The 18,219-nt window shown below is 39.8% G+C and carries 23 protein-coding genes; 9 read left to right on the forward strand and 14 right to left on the reverse strand.

The features are described from left to right. Window positions 1–163: 163 nt before the first annotated feature. Both M2R48_RS20180 and M2R48_RS20185 read right to left on the reverse strand, forming a co-directional pair. Window positions 164–1,057 (reverse strand): DMT family transporter, encoded by an 894-nt coding sequence (locus tag M2R48_RS20180; RefSeq protein WP_004823721.1) that lies wholly within the window; start codon window positions 1,055–1,057, stop codon window positions 164–166. A 142-nt stretch (window positions 1,058–1,199) separates the two neighbouring features. Continuing rightward, complete coding sequence (locus M2R48_RS20185; RefSeq protein ID WP_004823720.1) at window positions 1,200–1,844, reverse strand: TetR/AcrR family transcriptional regulator; 645 nt, start codon at window positions 1,842–1,844, stop codon at window positions 1,200–1,202. A 149-nt stretch (window positions 1,845–1,993) separates the two neighbouring features. Here M2R48_RS20185 and M2R48_RS20190 point away from each other — a divergent pair, with 149 nt between their 5' ends. The 5 genes from M2R48_RS20190 (at window position 1,994) to M2R48_RS20210 (ending at window position 6,299) form a co-directional block, all read left to right on the forward strand. Then, window positions 1,994–3,232, forward strand: coding sequence for an MFS transporter (locus M2R48_RS20190; RefSeq protein ID WP_227515188.1), 1,239 nt, complete (start codon window positions 1,994–1,996; stop codon window positions 3,230–3,232). A gap of 12 nt (window positions 3,233–3,244) precedes the next feature. Then, window positions 3,245–3,991 carry a helix-turn-helix transcriptional regulator gene (locus tag M2R48_RS20195; RefSeq protein WP_262087301.1) on the forward strand — a complete coding sequence of 249 codons (747 nt, stop codon included), beginning with the start codon at window positions 3,245–3,247 and terminating at the stop codon, window positions 3,989–3,991. Window positions 3,992–4,179: 188 nt separating this feature from the next. Next, window positions 4,180–4,704 (forward strand): hypothetical protein, encoded by a 525-nt coding sequence (locus M2R48_RS20200; protein ID WP_004823717.1) that lies wholly within the window; start codon window positions 4,180–4,182, stop codon window positions 4,702–4,704. A gap of 154 nt (window positions 4,705–4,858) precedes the next feature. Then, window positions 4,859–5,404, forward strand: a complete 546-nt coding sequence (locus tag M2R48_RS20205) for a glutathione peroxidase (RefSeq protein WP_004723411.1) — start codon at window positions 4,859–4,861, stop codon at window positions 5,402–5,404. 280 nt (window positions 5,405–5,684) lie between these two features. Next, window positions 5,685–6,299 (forward strand): hypothetical protein, encoded by a 615-nt coding sequence (locus tag M2R48_RS20210; RefSeq protein WP_151956318.1) that lies wholly within the window; start codon window positions 5,685–5,687, stop codon window positions 6,297–6,299. Between the two features lie 15 nt (window positions 6,300–6,314). Here M2R48_RS20210 and M2R48_RS20215 read toward each other — a convergent pair whose 3' ends face one another. After that, window positions 6,315–6,785 carry a hypothetical protein gene (locus M2R48_RS20215; protein ID WP_004723413.1) on the reverse strand — a complete coding sequence of 157 codons (471 nt, stop codon included), beginning with the start codon at window positions 6,783–6,785 and terminating at the stop codon, window positions 6,315–6,317. Between the two features lie 95 nt (window positions 6,786–6,880). On the opposite strand from M2R48_RS20215, the gene M2R48_RS20220 reads away from it, so the two are divergent. Next, on the forward strand, window positions 6,881–7,324 hold the full coding sequence (locus M2R48_RS20220) for an ATP-binding protein (RefSeq protein ID WP_234624188.1): 444 nt from the start codon (window positions 6,881–6,883) through the stop codon (window positions 7,322–7,324). Between the two features lie 5 nt (window positions 7,325–7,329). On the opposite strand, the gene M2R48_RS20225 is transcribed toward M2R48_RS20220, so the two are convergent. Further along, window positions 7,330–7,629, reverse strand: a complete 300-nt coding sequence (locus M2R48_RS20225) for a hypothetical protein (RefSeq protein ID WP_262087302.1) — start codon at window positions 7,627–7,629, stop codon at window positions 7,330–7,332. A gap of 96 nt (window positions 7,630–7,725) precedes the next feature. Here M2R48_RS20225 and M2R48_RS20230 point away from each other — a divergent pair, with 96 nt between their 5' ends. Further along, the gene (locus tag M2R48_RS20230; RefSeq protein WP_262087303.1) at window positions 7,726–8,499 is read left to right on the forward strand and encodes a tRNA(His) guanylyltransferase Thg1 family protein; all 774 of its coding nucleotides are present in this window, start codon (window positions 7,726–7,728) and stop codon (window positions 8,497–8,499) included. 99 nt (window positions 8,500–8,598) lie between these two features. On the opposite strand, the gene M2R48_RS20235 is transcribed toward M2R48_RS20230, so the two are convergent. From M2R48_RS20235 to M2R48_RS20280, 10 genes are all read right to left on the reverse strand, one after another. After that, window positions 8,599–9,018, reverse strand: a complete 420-nt coding sequence (locus tag M2R48_RS20235; protein ID WP_004823705.1) for a F0F1 ATP synthase subunit epsilon — start codon at window positions 9,016–9,018, stop codon at window positions 8,599–8,601. A 27-nt stretch (window positions 9,019–9,045) separates the two neighbouring features. Next, on the reverse strand, window positions 9,046–10,440 hold the full coding sequence (atpD, locus tag M2R48_RS20240; RefSeq protein ID WP_004723420.1) for a F0F1 ATP synthase subunit beta: 1,395 nt from the start codon (window positions 10,438–10,440) through the stop codon (window positions 9,046–9,048). A gap of 26 nt (window positions 10,441–10,466) precedes the next feature. Beyond that, complete coding sequence (gene atpG, locus M2R48_RS20245; protein ID WP_004723421.1) at window positions 10,467–11,336, reverse strand: F0F1 ATP synthase subunit gamma; 870 nt, start codon at window positions 11,334–11,336, stop codon at window positions 10,467–10,469. 88 nt (window positions 11,337–11,424) lie between these two features. After that, window positions 11,425–12,969 (reverse strand): F0F1 ATP synthase subunit alpha, encoded by a 1,545-nt coding sequence (atpA, locus tag M2R48_RS20250; protein WP_004723422.1) that lies wholly within the window; start codon window positions 12,967–12,969, stop codon window positions 11,425–11,427. A gap of 60 nt (window positions 12,970–13,029) precedes the next feature. Continuing rightward, window positions 13,030–13,566 carry a F0F1 ATP synthase subunit delta gene (locus M2R48_RS20255; RefSeq protein ID WP_004823704.1) on the reverse strand — a complete coding sequence of 179 codons (537 nt, stop codon included), beginning with the start codon at window positions 13,564–13,566 and terminating at the stop codon, window positions 13,030–13,032. Between the two features lie 11 nt (window positions 13,567–13,577). Beyond that, a complete protein-coding gene (locus M2R48_RS20260; RefSeq protein ID WP_004723424.1) occupies window positions 13,578–14,048 on the reverse strand; it encodes a F0F1 ATP synthase subunit B in 471 nt (156 codons plus the stop codon). Between the two features lie 39 nt (window positions 14,049–14,087). Continuing rightward, entirely contained in the window at window positions 14,088–14,333 is a 246-nt protein-coding gene (atpE, locus tag M2R48_RS20265; protein ID WP_000424060.1) for a F0F1 ATP synthase subunit C, read from the reverse strand. An 83-nt stretch (window positions 14,334–14,416) separates the two neighbouring features. Next, window positions 14,417–15,292 carry a F0F1 ATP synthase subunit A gene (atpB, locus tag M2R48_RS20270; protein ID WP_004723427.1) on the reverse strand — a complete coding sequence of 292 codons (876 nt, stop codon included), beginning with the start codon at window positions 15,290–15,292 and terminating at the stop codon, window positions 14,417–14,419. Window positions 15,293–15,395: 103 nt separating this feature from the next. Continuing rightward, window positions 15,396–15,794: an ATP synthase subunit I gene (locus M2R48_RS20275; protein WP_004723429.1), complete on the reverse strand. Its 399-nt coding sequence runs from the start codon at window positions 15,792–15,794 to the stop codon at window positions 15,396–15,398. A gap of 171 nt (window positions 15,795–15,965) precedes the next feature. Next, the gene (locus tag M2R48_RS20280; protein WP_151802219.1) at window positions 15,966–16,808 is read right to left on the reverse strand and encodes a metal ABC transporter substrate-binding protein; all 843 of its coding nucleotides are present in this window, start codon (window positions 16,806–16,808) and stop codon (window positions 15,966–15,968) included. A gap of 138 nt (window positions 16,809–16,946) precedes the next feature. On the opposite strand from M2R48_RS20280, the gene M2R48_RS20285 reads away from it, so the two are divergent. After that, window positions 16,947–17,444, forward strand: a complete 498-nt coding sequence (locus tag M2R48_RS20285) for a transcriptional repressor (protein ID WP_004723431.1) — start codon at window positions 16,947–16,949, stop codon at window positions 17,442–17,444. Further along, a complete protein-coding gene (gene znuC, locus M2R48_RS20290; protein ID WP_004723434.1) occupies window positions 17,417–18,217 on the forward strand; it encodes a zinc ABC transporter ATP-binding protein ZnuC in 801 nt (266 codons plus the stop codon). Before M2R48_RS20285 ends, znuC begins: the two co-directional genes overlap by 28 nt. The last annotated feature ends 2 nt before the right edge of the window (window positions 18,218–18,219 follow it).

Genomic DNA, 18,219 nt, shown 5'->3' on the forward strand with positions numbered 1-18,219 from the left:
TGGAATTTCAATAATAAAACTAAGTGTTTAAATTTGTTTTACTATTTGCATTTTCAACAGGTAAATCACTAATTCAAAAACAAATTTTGCTCAGATTTAATACTTTAAAAGGGTAAAAAATAAGTTTCCAAATGAACATTTTTCACCCAAAATACTTTGAATTTTAACTCAATAATGTACTTTTTTTGACACTAAGTGACTTTTTTTGTGCCAATGCAATTCCCACTAAAATGACAATACCACCAATCGTATGCGACATCGTCCAAGCCTCATGCAGCCAGAAGTAGGCAATGATTGCAGTAAATACTGGCATTAAATTCATAAAAATGCTGGTTCGATTTGGACCTAGATATTGTACAGCCATCATCCACAATAAAGGCGCAACAAGAGAAGGTAATATACCCGCATATAAAACGCTGGCGACATTGCCTTGGTTAATCGCATCAATGCCATAATAAAGCACAAATGGTAAATGGTAGACCAAGGTCAGTGCAATTTGCACATAGAGACTCAGCAGTAATGGAACTTTCAATTGCCATTTTTTTAGAAAAACCCCATAAAAGGCATAAAAGAACACAGCCAAGACCATGATCAAATCACCAGAGTGCCCTGCCAATTGAGTCAAGTTGCTAAAATCCCCTCGGCCAATCACATACAGTAAACCGAGAAAAGACAAGATACTGCCGACAACAGCGAAACGATTGGGAATTTCACGTAAAATAAGAATCGAAACAAAAATGGTGAATACTGGAATAAAGGCGTTGATAATGCCCATATTGGTTGCTGTGGTGTAATGCGCTGCACTATAGGCCAAGCCTTGATACAAGAACATACCAAAAGCACTCAGCACCACAAATTGCATAAAATGTTGTTTAACCAAATGACGTTGCTTCCACACTTGAGGCAACATAAATGGAGTCAAAATAATAAATGCCACTAACCAGCGATAAAAGCTAATACTGACAGGTGAAATATAATCCGAAACATAACGTGTAACTGCAATATTCATTGACCAAATCAATACTGCAATGATCGGTAAACTGATTGCCCACCACATGGGTTTTGAATTGCTATACATAATATTGACTGTCGAATAGGATCTGGAAATGATTATCGATGAAGTCGGAATAAATTTAAATATGGCATTTCAGACATCTATAGGGCTTTTCAGACAAATGCTATTTTATGCGTTTTTAAACTTAGAATAATTCCCAAGTTTTGATTGCCAAAGTCACCACACTTTGTAACTGTTCAGCACTAACCCCATCACGGGCTTGCATGGTTAAACCTTGGATCACCGTTGAATAATAATCTGTCATCGCTTGAATATTGGCGTGTGGGTTTAAGTCACCTTCTTTGACACCCTGTTGCAAACGTTGGTAGATATTTTCTTTGACTTGTTGTCTTTTCAGCAAGAGATCATGCTGAATCGGTGCATGTTCTTGTGAACAATTCATGGTTGCGGTCACCAACATACAACCTGTCGGTTTATTCTGTTGAACCAGTTTTTTGAGGTTTTCATACAAATAAATTTCAATGGCGATTTTTGCTGTTTTGGCTTGTTGAAAAATAACTTCCAAAGGACATGCTTCATGCTTTAGGTAGTATTCCAAACAGGCATGAAACAACTGTGATTTATCACCAAAACTACTGTAGATACTGGGTGCAGTAAGATTTAAGGCTTTGGTCAAATCGCTCATCGATGTGGATTCATAGCCATATTCCCAGAACAACAACATGGCTTTTTGTAGCGCTTGTTGTTCATCAAAACATTTAGGACGACCACGCCCACGCTTAGGTGCTTGTTTTTCAGCGACTAAAGCATGTTTTTCAGAATCAGCCATAACTTTCACATATATTTTTATAACGAACATTATTAAATTAATTGACAACACAAAATTAATCAAATATTTTATTTTTATAACGATCGTTAATGAATTAAAAAATACCTCCATATGCTTTCGCTTTACAGCAGGAATATATCTTCATGAATATGATGCAATCAGAAGTTTCAGAACCACAGTCCTCTGAGATTCCCCCCAGTAGCCAAGGGAGCTGGTTGGCGCTATTAACCGTTGCAATTACTGCTTTTGCTTTGGTCACCAGTGAGTTTCTCCCAATTGGTGTCCTCAACGATATTTCCAGTGATTTGCATGTATCTGTCGGTACAGCAGGTTTGATGATCACCCTCCCAGGAATCATGGCCGCCATAGCAGCACCACTCCTTCCGGTTCTAGTCAAAAATTTAGATCGGCGTTACTTACTTCTGGCATTGTCTGCAACGATGGTGTTTGCCAATGCCATCACTGCAATTGCATCAACTTTTGAAATTTTATTGCTGAGCCGTTTTATTCTTGGATTTGCAATTGGTGGATTCTGGGCGACTGCGATTGCCTTAAGTGGCCGTTTAGCACCAAGCCATTTACCTATTGCGAAAGCAACAGCAACTGTCATGGCTGGGGTAACTTTAGCCACTGTTCTTGGTGTACCGATTGGGACATGGCTAAGTGATGCATATGGCTGGCGAACATCATTTGGAATTACCTCCGCCATCGGCTTCGTTGTTTTACTGTTAGGGATTAAATTTATCCCAAGTTTAAAACCAGAATCTGCCATTCATTTTAAAGACTTACCTGCATTGCTAAGAATCAGTAAAGCCAGACAAGGTTTGATTATTATTTTGTTGATTGGTTTAGCTCATTTTTCATCATATAGCTATCTAACACCTTTCTTTAAAAATTCAGCAGGCTTTGACAGCGCCACTATCAGTTCGCTACTGTTATTATTTGGTATCGCAGGTATCTTTGGTAATGCTTTTGCTGGTTATAGCGGTAATTTGAATGTGCGTTATACCTTTGCATTCGTTGCCATCTGTTTTGCGGTTGTATTCTTTGGCTTTCCTCTATTTGCAATTCATCCATCAGGCGCCTTTATTCTTACAGCGCTTTGGGGCTTTGCATTTGGTGCATTTCCAACCACTGCCAATATTTGGATGTTTTTACACGCCCCTCAAGCTGTAGAAAAAGGCATGCCGTTATTTGTTGGTTTCTTCCAAGTGATGATTGCAACAGGTGCATTAATCGGTGGCTATGTTGTTGACCATTTTAATGCCAACATTTTATTGTATAGTGTACTGAGTTTTATCCTTTTGGCCTTTATTTCAATCTTCACGCTGAGTCGTGGATTAAATAACCCCAAAGCTGAAAATACTGCCATTCAATGTGAGAGTTAAGTCTTTTCAACTATGTATTCAGCGCTGATTTCTGTAGAAGAATTTTTCTACCAAAAGCATGATGTAGTGACACCCCATTCAAATTTATGGGGTGATTTTAATTTGAGTTTAAATGGGACTTTAGAACTCAATGTTGCAGAACAATCCTATCTGTCTCCACCAAGTTATGGTTTGTGGATTCCGCCGCAAACCGAACATTGTTGTACAGCTGTGGATGATCAACTGACGCATTACATCTGTATCCGTATTCATCCTCAGCTTTGTCAAAGCTTATCCCAAAGCACAAAGACTTTAAGTATTCGCCCTTTTTTACGTCATACCATTGAAGAAGTTTTAGAGCAGCAGAAACAAGGGATTCCATCATCTCCCTATTATCAACACTTATTAGAACTGTTGGTCGATCAAATCCAAAATAGTGTGTGTTATGAGCATTATTTACCGCAAACCAACCATCCCATACTCAAGCCTATTCTTGAGCATTTGTCTGATACAACACGCTTCCCCCAAAGCCTTCAGGAAATTCTCGATACTTTTCAAATTACTGAACGGCATGCACTCAGACTGAGCCAAGAGCACCTTAAACTTTCGCTGTCTGAATGGCGTAATCGTGCCAAGATTATTTATGCAATTTCATTGATCCAACAAGGCGTTTCAATTAAAAAAATTAGCTTAGATCTCGGCTATCAACACACGTCTAGCTTCATTGAGTTTTTTAAACGCTATACCCATCAAACCCCAGCCCAAATGCGAAATCTTTAAGATTAGGACATTTTTCAAACAATCTATTTCCACTTTATTGATAAGTTTATATACAAAAATACTATAGAAAATTGCCTTAAAATTGTGCATTTTGCATCTTATGCTCTAGATTAAGCATATAACTTTTTGAATTTGTATATATTACCGTCAAATTCATAAGAATTTTTAATAATGAAGGGTTCGAATAAATGAAAAAATTACTACTAGCTACACTATGTGCTTCAGCGTTTGCTTTAACTGCATGTGATAAAAAACCAGCTGATTCAGCTTCAGGAACTGAGAGCAAACCTGCTGCAGCTGCGGTTTCTTTAAGTACCAACAATACTGCTGATATCAAAAGCGATTTAACTGCACTTCAAACAATGTCTACAGCGAAAGCTAAAGAAGCATTGAATTTCCAAACAGAAGTGATGCAAGCGGCACAAAAGGGTGATAAAGATGCACTGAAAGGTGTTGTCGATAAAATGAAAACTTATGTGGACGGTTTCAACAAAGATCTTGATGGTTTAGCGCTTAAAAGTACTGAAGTTGCATCTGTACGTGACAAAATGAAAGAGTCAAATAACCTAGGCGTTGAAATGTCTGAAGCTGGTTTAGCGACTTCACCAGATCCACAAAAAATCATGGAACTACAAAAGAAAGGTACTGAGTTACAACAAAGCCTGTTAACTGAAATGCAAGCACTTCAAGCCAAAGCAAACGCTGCACCATAATCGATTAAATTTGATGCAGTTTTTAAAAGCAGATCCTATGATCTGCTTTTTTATTACACTTATATACAAATGTAACTTGCTGAAATCTTGGAATATCGCTAAAACATTAGACATATTTCTAATCACTGCCTTTTGATTTTTAAGGATACCCCCTATGAGCAATTCCGTTTATGACATTCCAGTCAATACCATCAAAGGTGAAGCGACGACCTTGAATCAATATCAAGGTAAAGTTCTTTTAATCGTTAACGTTGCATCTAAATGTGGCCTTACTCCACAATATGAAGGTTTAGAAAAACTATATACTGAAAAGAAAGATCAAGGTTTAGAAATCCTCGGCTTTCCTGCAAATAACTTTCTTGCGCAAGAGCCTGGAACAAATGATGAAATCGAGCAATTTTGCTCTTTAACTTACAATGTCGACTTCCCGCTTTTTGCTAAAATTTCAGTTGCTGGTGATGATAAACATCCACTTTATGACAGCTTAATTCATGCAATCCCTGAACGTATTGGTGAAGGTCCTTGGTGGAAAGACTTAGTCGATTATGGCTTAACACCAAACCCAAAACCTGAAGTCCTTTGGAACTTTGAAAAATTCTTAATCGGTAAAAATGGCGAAATCGTGGCACGTTTTGCACCAGATATCACTGCTGATGATCCACGAATTACATCTGCGATTGAAGCTGAATTAGCAAAATAAATCGAGCATTAAAAGCTCTATGCTTTAAATAAATTTTTATATTTTGCAGTTTTGATCGAAAATTTTATATTTTCGATCAAAACTGCCTCTAGCTTTATTCACAATTTAAAATTTCGACAACCGTCAATAGCGTGCTAAAAATACATTCTTTTTTGCTTTTGTTTGAGTAGAAATGAATCTCTAAAGTTACAGACTGTATGTCCTTTGCAACAATCCTCAATCTCTACACTTTTGCAAATTATAGTGAATTCATAACCGATTAAATTACTTTTGGACAACGATGAAAAAGCTTTTACAAGGTGCGGTTTTGCCTTTTGTTATTTTTATTTCTGGCATGTTACTACTAGGCTGTAATCAAGCAGCTGAACAATCACGTCAACAAGATGACGCTCAAGCGATTGAAACTGCGCAAATGAGTGAGAATACATCCGACTCAAATAATAATAATCAATCAACAGCAAAAAGTACTGAAGATTTAAAACAAGGCAATATGTTTTATATCGCACGTGATGTTGCCAACGTACAGCTGAAAACTGGTGACTATGTTGAAAAATTACAACAAAGCCAATCTAATTTACAACAAGCGATACAATCACAAAATCAAGCTGAGCTGCAACAATCTGTCAAAACATTGACTCGTGAACTACAAGGCTTTAATACAGCATTGATTTCATTAGATTTAAAAAGCCAAGAGATTGATGGTATCCGCCAACAAGTGCTACAAGCCAATAAGCAAGTGCTTAACTCAGCACTGTTAAACGGTGATTTAGACATTTCAAAAGTTGATTTTAAGAAAATCGAACAACAAATGAATACCATCCAACTAGATATGCTTAAACTGGCAGGCATGATGATTCCTGGATCAAATACAGAGCAAGCCACTGAACAGAGTTAATTAGATTTGAACAGATCAGCCTTGGCTTGGCTTTGCGACATTACATGATCGATCTTGTCCTAGCGCGCGTTTAGCATCTAACTTAAAACGAGCTTGAGCAGACTTATAACTTGCGGGTAAAAATAGCGTTAAACGGGTTTTATTCTTTCCAATGGATTCCACCAAGGTTTTTGATAAATACGCCCCACCCTCTGTACGGGTAAACAAGGTTCCCATTTCTAAATCTCGTTCTAGTCGATTGTCGGTAAAGACAAAATCTTTTTCGCCAGTAAACGCAACACATTGCCCATAGGCCATTTTCAAATTTTTAAATGCGACAACATAATCGATATCTAACTCTGTTTCTAAACCATTTCCCACTGAATTTGCCACCAAACTTGCTTCAGTGGGTGCATTTGGTGTGGTGACAAATTGGCTTTGGCATGCTGAAACAGCACTCAGTAGAAGTACAGAAAATAAATACCGACATTGCACTAATTTTTTCATTTTAAGTTTATTGGTTTTCTACAACAATGAAGGGATTGTAGCAAAGTTCATGAACATGATTTAATAGCAGATTAAGCGTATTTTTGTAGTGTTTCATGCAACTGATTTTATTCACAGGCGTACAAGCTTCGGGTAAATCTACTTTTTATCAACAGTATTTTTACCATACACATCTACGTATCAATCTCGATATGCTAAAAACACGCCATCGCGAAAAGATACTGTTTGAAGCAGCTATAGCCTCTAAAACCAAAATCGTGATAGATAACACCAACATAAGCAAAGCCGATCGAGCCCGTTATATTCAACTTGCCAAAACTGCTGGCTTCGAGATCATTTCATATTATTTTGAAACGGATCTAGACAGCACTTTACAGCGTAATGCACAACGTGAGGGTAAAGCCAATATTGCTGAAAAAGGCGTTAAAGCCACCTTTTATAAATTAGAAGTCCCGAATCGTTCAGAAGGTTTTGATTCGCTGTTTAAAGTAAACATGATAGAAAATAATGACTTTTCAATTACGGTCATAACTGAATAAAAAATTTAATCTTGAGCCAACCGCCATGTTTTAAATGCGGTTTGCATCTGTTGTTGTATTTCTCTAGGTACTTTACGAGCTGCTAAATTGGAAAAATCTCCACGATAGGTTTCAGCCACAATTGAACTTGCCAAATCTTCGATCGCAATTCGACCTTTGTTGTGATACGCCTGAATTTCTACTTCGGTTAAATAAATATCCCAACATGAAACAACAGAACTCATATCTACGGCTATACTAAGATAGTAGTCATCTTGCGTTTGATAAAGTTCCCAAAAGTGCGCTTGCTGTTCGATGAGGTACATTGTCTTCTATATCTCCTTTTTTATTATTTAGATTATGCTAAAACTAGTCAGTGATGAAATATAACTTTAGCATGAGAATAACGAAGAAGTTTAACCATGAGATTTGATGATCTAGATACACGATTACGTGTTTATGAAACAGCTTATGATTTCTGTGTACCGCCAGAACAATATATCGTTGTGCGTTTGGATGGACGTGGCTTTACCAAACTCACCAAAGATATTTGGAAATTTGAAGCGCCCTTTGACCTTCGTTTTAGGGACTTGATGGTCGAAACAACAGCTCACTTAATGCAATGTGGCTTTAATATTATTTATGGCTATACACAAAGCGATGAAATCTCCTTACTGTTTCATTTAAAAGATGACAGCTTTAATCGTAAAACACGAAAAATTATTTCTATTTTAGCCGCAGAAGCCAGTGCAAAATTCAGTGTATTACATGGTGAGATGGCAACTTTTGATGCTCGAATTTGTATACTGCCCAATGCAAAAACCGTTGAAGATTATTTTCGTTGGCGTCATGAAGATGCTCATCGCAACGCACTCAATGCACATTGCTATTGGATGTTACGCAAGGAAGGAAAAAATGTAAAAAATGCAACCAACCAAGTAAAAGGATTATCTCGCCAAGAAAAGCATGATTTACTCTTTAGCCGTGACATTAACTTCAATGAATTGCCATCATGGCAAAAGCGTGGCACAGGTTTATATTGGACAGAAATTGAAAAAAGTGGTTTTAATCCGAAAACTAAACAGCCGACAGTATCAACTCGTCGTCACATTTTTAAAGACTATGAATTACCTTTGGGAGAGGATTATAGTCAATTTATACAAACACAATTTTTATTGGACACTCCCCAAGCATAAGTTTATAGCATGTTGAACCAATATAAATTTGAACCATCCATAAATTAATTGCATAAAAAAACCACCCTCGCGGGTGGTTTTTCAATCTCAAACTGCGTCTTATAGCGCGCGGTTTTTGATTTTGCGGATGGTTTCCAACTGAGCAGCAGTTTCTGCAAGAGCAGCCAAAGCAGCAGCAGAGTCCAAATCGCTTTTTTGATTTGCAAGCAATTGTTCAGCATTTTTACGTGCTTCAAGAATTGCAGCTTCATCTAAGTTGTCAGCACGAACAGCAGTATCTGCAAGCACAGTAACAACATGCGGTTGAACTTCTAGAACACCACCAGATACATAGATTAACTCTTCTGTACCGTTTTCAAGCAGAACGCGAATTGCGCCCGGCTTGAGCAAAGTGACTAACGGAGCGTGACCAGGCATGATACCCAATTCACCGCCAGCACCTTTTGCGATAAGCATTGTCACAGTGCCTGAGTACAAAGACTCTTTAACACTTACAACATCACATTGCATAGTCGACATGTGAATCTCCTAAATTAGAGTTGCTAATTAAAGCTTCTCGGCTTTAGCGATCACTTCGTCAATACCACCAACCATATAGAACGCTTGTTCTGGGATGTGATCGTATTCACCAGCTAGAAGACCTTTAAAGCCACGAATTGTTTCTTTAAGTGGTACAAGTTTACCAGGAGCACCAGTAAACACTTCAGCTACGTGGAACGGTTGAGAGAAGAAACGTTGAATTTTACGCGCACGGTAAACAATCAACTTATCTTCTTCTGCTAACTCGTCCATACCCAAGATTGCGATGATGTCTTTAAGCTCTTTATAACGTTGCAATACGTTCTGTACAGAACGTGCAATTTCATAATGCTCAGCACCAACAACAAGTGGATCTAACTGACGTGAAGTAGAGTCAAGTGGATCGATCGCTGGGTAAATACCAGAAGATGCGATGTCACGGCTCAATACTACAGTTGCATCTAAGTGCGCAAATGTAGTTGCAGGCGATGGATCTGTTAAGTCATCGGCAGGTACATATACCGCTTGGATAGATGTAATCGAACCAGACTTAGTCGATGTAATACGTTCTTGAAGAACACCCATCTCTTCTGCAAGCGTCGGTTGGTAACCTACTGCAGATGGCATACGACCTAAAAGAGCAGATACTTCAGTACCAGCCAATGTGTAACGGTAAATGTTGTCAACGAACAACAATACGTCACGGCCTTTACCGTTTTCATCTTTCTCATCACGGAAGTATTCAGCCATGGTCAAACCAGTTAACGCTACGCGTAAACGGTTACCCGGTGGCTCATTCATCTGACCGTAGACCATTGCTACTTTGTCAAGAACGTTAGAATCTTTCATCTCGTGGTAGAAGTCATTACCTTCACGAGTACGCTCACCAACACCAGCAAACACAGATAAACCTGAGTGAGCTTTCGCGATGTTGTTGATCAATTCCATCATGTTTACAGTTTTACCAACACCGGCACCACCGAATAAACCAACTTTACCACCTTTAGCAAACGGGCAAAGTAAGTCAATGACTTTAATACCAGTTTCTAAAAGGTCAGTTGAAGCAGCTTGTTCAGCATAAGAAGGTGCTTGACGGTGAATCGGCAAACGCGCTTCAGTCGCAACTGGACCAGCTTCGTCGATTGGGCGACCAAGAACGTCCATGATACGACCTAAACATGCAGTACCTACAGGTACAGAAATAGGTGCACCAGTATTAGATACGTTTAGACCACGTTTAAGACCTTCTGTAGATCCCATTGCGATGGTACGAACTACACCATCACCAAGTTGTTGCTGAACTTCTAAAGTAGTTTCAGTACCGTCAACTTGGAGAGCGTCATAGATCTTAGGAACGCTATTGCGTTCAAACTCGACGTCGATAACCGCGCCGATGATCTGAATGATACGACCGCTACTCATTGCTGTCTCCTCAATTCAAAATAATGTTAAACGGCAGCGGCACCACCAACGATCTCAGAAATTTCCTGAGTAATCGCGGCTTGACGCAGCTTGTTATAAATGAGTTGTAGGCTCTTGATAAGATCACCTGCGTTGTCAGTTGCAGCTTTCATTGCAACCATACGAGCAGACTGCTCACATGCGATGTTTTCAATCACACCTTGATAAACCATAGACTCAATGTAACGAACCAATAAACCATTTAAAAGCTCTTCAGCTTCTGGTTCATATAGATAATCCCAACCATATTGGCGGTTAAGATCCTCGTCCGTATCAGCCGCAGCTAATGGAACAAGTTGTTCGATTTTTTGGTTTTGAGTCATGGCATTGACAAAGCCGTTTGACACAAGATAAATACGATCTAACTCGCCTTTATCAAATGCATCTAACATCACCTGTACAGAACCAGTTAACTGTTCAAGACTTGGAGCATCACCTACTTGCGTAGTTGCGCCAAGTACTTTACCGCCGTAGTTTTTAAAAAACGAAACCGCTTTTTGACCAATTAAAGCAAATTGAACTTCAATTGACTGCTCTTGTTGCTGTTGTACGTGTTTTACCACTTTTTTGAACAAGTTAATGTTCAAACCACCAGCAAGACCACGATCTGAAGAAACAATGATATAGCCAACGCGTTTTACAGGGCGTTCAACCATATAGCGATGTTTGTATTCAGGATTCGCTTGGACCAAATGAGCAATTACACGGTGCATATTTTCGGCATACGGACGGCCCTGAGCCATGCGCTCTTGCGCACGACGCATCTTAGAAGCTGCTACCATTTGCATCGCGCGAGTAATCTTTTGCGTGCTCTTGATACTAGCTACTTTGGCGCGAATTTCTTTTAAATTTGCCATACGCTTAACCTAGTATTCGAAAGCCCTTTCGAGCTTCCGAAGGTTGATCCGTGAACCAAACCATAACTAACAACAACATACATTGAAATTAGTAAGTTTGAGTCGCTTTAAAGCTTTCAATACCTGCTTTGATTGCAGCTTCGATGTCTTTGTCGTAGTTACCAGTTTCATCGATGTTTTGCATTAACGCAGCATGTTCTGAACGGAAGTAAGAAATTAACGCAGTATCAAAGTCTACGATTTTCTTCACTTCAACGTCAGCCATATAGCCTTCGTTAGATGCATAAATTGAAACAGCTTGGTCAGCAATTGAATATGGAGCATATTGTTTTTGCTTCATTAATTCAGTTACACGTTGACCATGTTCAAGTTGCTTACGAGTTGCTTCATCAAGGTCAGAAGCGAACTGAGCAAATGCTGCCAATTCACGGTATTGCGCCAAAGCAGTACGGATACCACCAGACAATTTTTTGATGATCTTCGTTTGAGCAGAACCACCAACACGCGATACAGAGATACCCGCGTTCACAGCAGGACGAATACCTGCGTTGAATAATGATGTTTCTAAGAAGATCTGACCATCAGTAATCGAAATTACGTTTGTCGGTACGAATGCAGATACGTCACCCGCTTGAGTTTCAATAATTGGCAATGCAGTTAATGAACCAGTTTGGCCTTTAACTTCACCATTAGTGAATTTCTCAACATAGTCAGCAGATACACGAGAAGCACGTTCAAGTAGACGTGAATGAAGATAGAACACGTCACCTGGGTAAGCTTCACGACCTGGTGGACGACGAAGAAGCAATGAAATTTGACGGTAAGCAACAGCTTGTTTAGACAAGTCATCATAAATGATAAGTGCGTCTTCACCGCGGTCACGGAAGTACTCGCCCATTGTACAACCAGCATATGGAGCAAGATACTGCATTGCTGCAGGATCAGCTGCAGCAGCTGCTACAACAGTTGTGTACGCCATAGCGCCAGTTTCTTCAAGCTTACGTACTACGTTTGCAATTGTTGATTGTTTTTGACCAATCGCAACGTATACACACTTAATGCCTGATTGTTTTTGAGCAATGATCGCATCGATCGCCATTGCTGTTTTACCAGTTTGACGGTCACCGATGATCAACTCACGCTGACCACGACCAACAGGGATCATTGTATCTACTGATTTATAACCAGTTTGTACAGGTTGATCCACTGATTGACGCCAAATTACACCTGGTGCTACTTTTTCAACAGCATCAGTAAGTTTTGCATCAATAGGGCCTTTACCATCAATAGGGTTACCCAAAGCATCTACTACACGGCCTAAAAGTTCTGGACCAACCGGAACTTCTAATACACGACCTGTGCAACGAGCTTTTTGACCTTCTTGAAGGCTTAAGTAGTTACCTAAGACAACGGCACCCACTGAATCCTGTTCTAGGTTCAGTGCCATACCAAATAAGCCGCCGTCGAATTCGATCATTTCACCGTACATTGCATCAGCAAGGCCGTGAATACGCACAATACCGTCGGAAACCATAACAATGGTCCCTTCGTTCTTAGCGGTCGCGCTGGTGTCCAGATCGCCGATACGCTGTTTAATGAGCGCACTGATCTCGGATGGATTCAGTTGTTGCATTGCGCTATACCTCAATCTTTTTAAAGTTCAGTCTTCTTTAGACGTAGTTATTTTTAACAATTACGCTAGAAGACGAGTCCGCATTTTTTCAAGCTTGCTAAGCGCAGAATCATCTATCACTTGGTCGCCTGCACGAATAACAACACCAGCAATCAATGCTGGATTTACTTCAACTGTAACTTTCACAGCGCTGTTCAAACGTTTTTCTAACGCATGAGCCAACTTCTGTTCTTGTACTGAATCCAATGGAAAAGCGGATTCAATCACAACATCTACAGTGTTGTTATTTTGCGATTTGAGTTGCTCAAATTCTGTGTCAATTTCAGGTAACAATGCTAAACGGCCATTGTCTGCAAGAAGTGTCAAAAAGTTTGACACAGCCGCAGTTTGTTCATTACCTAAAACTTTCGCAAAAAGATCAACCTGCTCTGCAGGTGTCAACTCAGGGCGATTTAAATAAGCGGAGAATGCTTCATCTTGCACCGCAGCACTGAGCAGTTGTAATGCATTTGACCAAGCGTCAGTTGCATTTTGCTCAGATGCATAAGCAAATGCTGCTTTAGCGTATGGGCGTGCCAACGTCAAGAATTCAGCCATATTCGCCTCTCTTAAAGTTTAGCAGCCAGCTGATTCAGCATGGCATTATGAGCTTCTGCGTCAACTTGTTGGTTCAGAATTTTCTCTGCACCAGCAACTGCAAGAGCAGCAACTTGTTGACGTAATTCTTCACGAGCAGAATTGATGTCTTGGTCAACAGCATCTTTCGCTTGTTGACGAATACGCTCACCTTCAGCAGATGCTTGAGTACGCGCTTCTTCGACCAATTGTGCCGCACGACGGTTCGCTTGTTCGATCAATTGAGCCGCTTGTGCTTTCGCCGCATCAATTTCTTGCTTAACTTGTGCTTGTGCATCAGCAAGATCAGCTTTCGCTTTCTCTGCAGCATTTAAGCCATCAGCGATTTTACGCTGACGCTCACTAATCGCATTGATTAGTGGTGGCCATACAAACTTCATGCAGAATGCGACAAATATCGCAAATGCAATCGCTTGGCCAAACAATGTGAGGTTGATATTCATTGCAAATTCCTCAAATAGTGAATTTCGGAATTAAGCTGATTAACCTACAAATGGATTAGCGAAGATGAAGAACAAGCCAATACCAACACCGATCATAGGCACAGCATCAAGAAGACCTGCGATTAAGAACATACGAGTTTGAAGTTGTGGAGCCAATTCTGGTTGACGAGCAACAGCTTCAAGGAAACGGCCGCCTAAAAGACCAAAACCAATCGCAGTACCTAAAGCACCAAAAGCGATCAAGATAGCAGATGCAATTGCAACTAGACCTAAAGTGAGTTCCATGATAATTCCTCAGAGGTTAGGTTTATACCAAATTAAAGTAAAAAAATTATACCTAACCACCGGATGACAGTTAGGCAATACCATTAATGTTTTTCGCTTGCCATGCTCAAGTATACGATTGTTAGCATCATGAAAATGAAGGCTTGCAATGTAATAACAAGAATGTGGAAGATAGCCCAAGGCACAGACAACGCCCACTGGATCCAGAAAGGTAACAACGCGATAAGAATGAAGATTAACTCACCCGCATACATGTTACCGAATAATCGGAGTGCCAATGAAATTGGACGTGCAAGGAATGTTACTAATTCTAGAATTAAGTTCACTGGAATCAATAACGCTTTTGCAACTGGGTTACTTGGATTAAATGGGTTAAGTGCCAATTCACCAACGAAACCGCCGATGCCTTTTTCACGAATACTATAGAACAAGATCAACGCAAATACAGACAAAGACATACCAAGGGTAATGTTAGGGTCTGTAGATGGAACAACCTTGAAGTAAACGTGGTGAGGGTCCATACCAAATACGTTTGCACCAATCAATTGAGCTGTATACGGAATCCAGTCAACAGGAATTAAGTCCATCGCATTCATGAGGAAAATCCACACGAAAATGGTCAAGGCTAAAGGCGCAATTAAACGTGATTTACCATGAAACGTATCACGAACACTTGAGTCAACAAACTCGATAATCATTTCGATTGCAGACTGGAACTTGGTAGGAACACCAGAGTTTGCAGCTTTCGCTACGCACCAGAATATCAAACAGAAAATCACACCAAGGCCAATTGACCAACCCATTGAATCCAAGTGGATAGCAGTGAACCCCATCTGTTGAGCTTCTGCACCACTTTCAGCCAATTTCCAAGTACCATCTGGCATTTTGCCATAGGTCATATTGGTCAAGTGATGCTTGATATACTCGGTCGAAGTCAGGGCATGTTCTTCAGCAGCCATAAATCACACCTGGTCAATGTCAAATAATAAATAGAGTTAACGAATATCGCGTGCTGCATGATATCTCGTTAATCCCCAAAAAAATTTTCAATTTCTGCTGCGCTTATACTCGTTTTTGTTGTCGTGCTACCCAAAAAGGTGCAATCCACGACATCGCTTGAACGAGAATAAAACCACAAAACAATGCCACCGGAGATAACGGTTTGACATTGCATAAAATTAAAATGAAACCAACGATCACAATTGCAAATTTGCCCATTAAGCCTCTATACATGTTCGAAAGAACCTGTTTTGAAGCACGCGCCCCTGCTGCTCGAAACGACTGCCAAGAAAAATAACAACTGGCAAGCCAACATATCAGTGCACCTAACGCTGCACTCAGAGCCGCAGTCGAGTCTTTCAAGACCCACGCTACCAAGGCTGAAACAGGAATCATAAACGCTTGCAAATAGACCAAAGCTTTTGCTAATCGTCGGTCAATCAAGCGACTAGTTTGGCTCATTTTTTATCCACTCACAGCATAAATGCTTGACAAGTTTAGCTGATGATCGTTTTTAATCGCAGGCATTATAGAGTTACACCCCTGAACATGCAATCTTTTCCCGACCTTAGTCGTGTTTTTTTCGATATACAGGTTGCTTTGCATATGAACAATTGTTGATTAATTTTTGCATCATTTCCGTGCATTAAGTACGCAAGCTTGTGTTTGTTGAGCCAAAGTCTGCCATGCAACCACAAAATCTTGTTGTTTAGCTAAAGTTTCGTCTACCGCTTGAAATGAAATTTCACCCAATTTTCGGTACTGACTTGGACTTGCGCTGCCTTCTGCCAGCAAGCACATTTTTTTGTAAGGTCTCGTGTCATTTAAAAACTTGATTTGAGTCACAGTCGGCGCAACATGCGGATCATCTGTCATCGCACCTGCAAATTTTAAGTTTAATGAACGCTCTAAATATTGGTAAGCATCATGATAAGCCCAGTATGGACGTGCGCTACCAGCACTGATACTTTTCTGTGAAACGCGCAGCATTTCACTGGCAAACTTCTTCGCATTATTCCAATATGCTGCTTTATTTTCTGGATGTTGTTGTGAACGTAAGGCAGCAATGAAGAAACCGATACGTACAGCATTATTTGGATCTAACCACACATGTGTATCAATCGTATCTTTCAGCGCAACACCTTTTGGACTTCTTAAAGGAAGTGCTTGGATAATGCCTGAATTGAGTATTGAAATCGCTTTTGGATTGTCACCTAAAACCTTTTCCAAAGGCGCTTCATGTTCTTTTCCCAGCCAAATCACCAATGAAGCATCCATAATCGTTTTGCGATTATCTGGTGTAAGTTGCACATCATGCCCCGTTTGATTTCCCAAAAGTAAAACAGGCTCTTCTATGCCTTCTGTTATTTCTTTTGCAATCAAATAAATAGGATGAGTTGACACCACTAAAGGCGCTTGAGCCCAAGTGACACTAATAAATAATGCACATAAGCAAAAGGCGATAATGCGATTCATGGGAGTGTATTACCAAAAAAAATTTATGTTATAGTATAACAGAAGTTAAAAAATACCTACGCCATTCGTAAGTTGATAGAGCTTCATGTTAATATTTGCGATTCTCTTCCATTCAAATAACAAGTTTTGAGGTCTGATATGAGCTTATGTTCACACGAGCAGCATGATACTTTGCATGGTGTACACGATCATCTCAATGTAGAAGCTCGTTTATCAGAAGCAGAAAGCCTTTGTGCAACCTCAGGTGCCCGTCTTACCCCTTTGCGTAAAGAAGTACTTGAATTAATTTTGAATGCCTCAGGTCCTGTAGGTGCTTATGATCTTTTAGCCAAGATGAAAGGTGCTGCAGAACGTCCAGCTGCACCACCTACTGTGTATAGAACCTTAGATTTTCTCTTAGAAAAAGGTTTTATTCATCGTTTAACCTCTATTAATGCTTATATCCCTTGTTGTCACCCACGTGAAGGACATCAAGCCGCATTTTTAATTTGCACTGAATGTCATACAGTGAAAGAAGCTTCAGCAAAAGGTTTGATTCAAGAATTAAACCACTTAGCCGCGTCAGATCACTTCAATGCACATCACAGTATTATTGAGATTTCAGGAATATGTCAGCAGTGCTCGAACAAAGCGTAAACTCCCCTCTCGTTCAACTGCAACAAATTAATGTCCGAATTGATGATCGTGACATTCTAAAAAATATAGATTTTTCATTACAAGAAAAAGAAATTGTCACGCTTATTGGTCCCAATGGCGCAGGCAAATCAACCCTGATCAAAGTATTATTGGGTATTTTAAAACCCAATGCGGGCAAAATTATCAGCTCAAAAAAAATTAAACTGGCGTATGTACCACAAAAATTTAATCCCTCTCATAGTCTGCCTTTAAGAGTAAAAGATCTACTGGATCTTGAGAAATGTGATAAGGCTATTAAAGCTGAAATCATTCGAGATACAGGCATTGCCAAATTAGAGTACGCCAAAGTACAACAACTTTCAGGTGGTGAACGTCAGCGGGTTTTATTGGCGCGTGCTTTATTACGCCAACCCGATATTTTAGTTTTAGATGAACCTATGCAAGGTTTAGATATCCAATCTGAAGCTGAACTGTATGAATATGTGCGTAGCCTACCACAACGTTATGGTTGCGCCATTTTAATTGTGTCTCATGATTTACAATGGGTCATGCAAGGCACTCAGCGAGTTGTCTGTTTAAATAAGCACATTTGCTGTAGTGGTTTACCTGACAGTATTCAGCAGCATCCAGAGTATCAAGCTTTGTTTGGTGATACCTTTGGAAAATACCACGCTTTTTACCAACACCATCATGACCATTGTGCACATGGTGACTCCGCCAAAACTTGTGAACATGGCCCACATCCACACATTCACCCAGAACCGGAAGCTTAAAC

Source organism: Acinetobacter sp. I-MWF, from assembly GCF_025433935.1.
Classification (GTDB): domain Bacteria; phylum Pseudomonadota; class Gammaproteobacteria; order Pseudomonadales; family Moraxellaceae; genus Acinetobacter; species Acinetobacter guillouiae.